Origin of the sequence: Psychromonas hadalis ATCC BAA-638 (assembly GCF_000420245.1) — a bacterium.
Taxonomy (GTDB): domain Bacteria; phylum Pseudomonadota; class Gammaproteobacteria; order Enterobacterales; family Psychromonadaceae; genus Psychromonas; species Psychromonas hadalis.
This window is the reverse complement of sequence record NZ_ATUO01000274.1, coordinates 1-2,518: the sequence shown is the minus strand read 5'-3', so window position 1 is coordinate 2,518 and position 2,518 is coordinate 1. Positions and strand designations below refer to the sequence as shown.

General features: G+C 33.1%; 2 protein-coding genes. Both read left to right on the top strand.

Annotated elements, in window-relative coordinates:
* The first annotated feature begins 321 nt into the window (after window positions 1–321).
* Window positions 322–1,890, top strand: a complete 1,569-nt coding sequence (locus G322_RS0118685; RefSeq protein ID WP_022943194.1) for an RNA-directed DNA polymerase — start codon at window positions 322–324, stop codon at window positions 1,888–1,890.
* Window positions 1,891–2,022: 132 nt separating this feature from the next.
* Window positions 2,023–2,487: a hypothetical protein gene (locus G322_RS0118680; RefSeq protein ID WP_022943193.1), complete on the top strand. Its 465-nt coding sequence runs from the start codon at window positions 2,023–2,025 to the stop codon at window positions 2,485–2,487.
* The last annotated feature ends 31 nt before the right edge of the window (window positions 2,488–2,518 follow it).

Here is a 2,518-nt window from a genome sequence, read left to right as displayed (position 1 = left end):
TTGCAGCAGATTGCTGAAAACCCGAATGATATTGATGCGTTGCTACCATGGAATATTAAGCGTAGCTAGGTGCCATTACCCAGACGCTTACGTTTTTATCGCCAGTCAGCAGGTTACTTAAATTAACAAAATTAAAGGTTTACGCCCGCTGTTGTGGGTTTAAAGCCTAACAAGTCGTTCAACTAGACGCATAACGGCTGTCATCGTTTTTGCAAAAGAAAAAGCGCAAAAACAACGCCAACCTACGCGCCAGTTAACGAGGCGTTATGTGCCTTGCTTAATTTGAAGCTAGCATTAATATAAACAATAAATAAGGTTTACATGAACTCAAAAGATTTTATGTCTAAGGGCTATTTCCCAAAGGAGTTTCCTTCGTTTTTTGATTCTTCCAGTTTTGTGAAATCATTACAAATTAACAATACAATTCTTGAAGCAGCGCCTAAAACAAGTCATTTGATTAAACTAAGTATTCCAAAAGAAGCTGGGTTTAGACGAAATATCGCCATTCCAAATCCTAAGCATTTTACGCTACTCGCAAAATTATTAGATGAAAAATCAAATGAAATAGGTCGCTTTTACAACTTGAGCGGTATAACTATGAGTCGCTCCACTTCCAAAAGTGAAAGCATTCGTGCAATTACAAATTCTCATTTATATGAGGAATTTATTGAAGAAAGAATAATTAAAGGTTTTTCGTCAAAGTATCTTGTAACAGCGGATATTTCTAAATTTTATGGTTCTATCTACACACATAGTATTCCTTGGGCTCTACATGGAAAAACCGAATCAAAAAGTAATCGTACGGATACTTTGTGGGGGAATAAACTCAACCGATTAGTTAGAAATATGCAAGATGGTCAAACTCTAGGAATTCCAATAGGGCCAGATACCTCGCGAGTTATATCTGAAATTATAGGTGTTGCACTTGATAAAATTATTGAAGAATCTGATCCCAAAGTGAATGGTATAAGGTTTATAGATGATTTTTTCTTGTTTGCTGATTCTTACTCAGAAGCTGAGACAGTAAGACACACAATTAATCGTGCATTAAGACAATTTGAATTAACTGCTAATGAAGCTAAAACACGTATTGAAGAAATGCCAGCAATTGTTGAAAATATCCATCTTCAAAACATTCAAAATTTTAAAATACGAAAAGGTATACTTGAACAAAAAGCAGATGTAATTCATTTATATAATCTAGCTATAGATATTTATAAAAAAAATCCATATGACAATGCTTTTGCTTATTTTATTGCGAAAATAGAACCAATAAAAATTCATAGAGAAAATTGGAACCTTGTTGAATCAATATGCTTACAAATAGCTTCTGCTGAAACTAAAAATTTAATTGAAATTTCAAAAATATTTGTTTCTTATAAATCCTATGGTTACCCAATTGGCACTGAAAAAATAAAGGAAGGTCTTGTTAAAATTGCTCAGCATGGAATTGATAATAACTTTGGATTTGAAGTTTGCTGGGCATTCTGGTTAATAACAGAGCTAGAAATAGTTATTGCGACCGACTTTAATAATCTTCCAAACCTTAAAGACCCAATGGCTATTATTTCTATTTTTATGGCAAAAGAAAGAGGGTCATTTAATTGCAACTTAGATCTTCGGAACTGGAATGGTTTGCTTCACCCTACTTCGCTATATGATGATAGCTGGTTACTTGCATATGAGGGAGAGTCGCGAGGTTGGCTAAAAAATCAAAATGGAATTGATCTGATTGATCAAGATGATTACTTTAAAAAACTTAAAAATTTAAATGTATCATTCTTAAATTTCAGTAAAAAAATCGTCCCTATAGATGAAAGTGAACTTAAGGAGGAAAGCGATATAGAACATGAGCTTACCAGTATGTTTAGATCAAGGTATTCTTTCTAACTTCATTTTTTAGGCACATAACAAGGCAATTAAACGGAAAATTAACAGTTGGCTTTTTTCCGCTTCGCTACAAATTATAGCCAACCATTAATTTCCGCTTATTGCTGCGTTAGGCATACAAGGAGTAAAGCTTTGAATTCAGATGCTGGAGCTAGCAATTTTTGTGGCGATTGTGGAAAAAGTTTAAAACCTATTAAAGGCTTTCATATTTCTAAAGATTGTGAAAAATGTTCAAAGACTACATATTTTACGAGACGAGCCGAAAATGGTGGCTTCAGAGTTGAAAAAGGAGACAAGGTTACAATTTCTTCTATATCATTCTCATTTAAACCTCAAAAAGGCACGCATTTAATGCGCCCTGGAATTTTCTTCATTTATAAAAATATACTACGTGCTGGTTATCCGGAAGATCATAAAAGCATTAAAGAGTTACTCGATTATTATGATACTCAAGCAACAGAAATCCTTAAAAAATCAGACTCATTAAAAGAATTCGATATTGAAACGGAAGATGAAGACGAAGTTCAAAAGATATGGAATTTAGTATCTATACCCATGATCTTTGAAAAGACTTCTCATTTAGGAAAATTAAGTTGAAATTTAAATTTAAAAGATCAAACTGTCTATA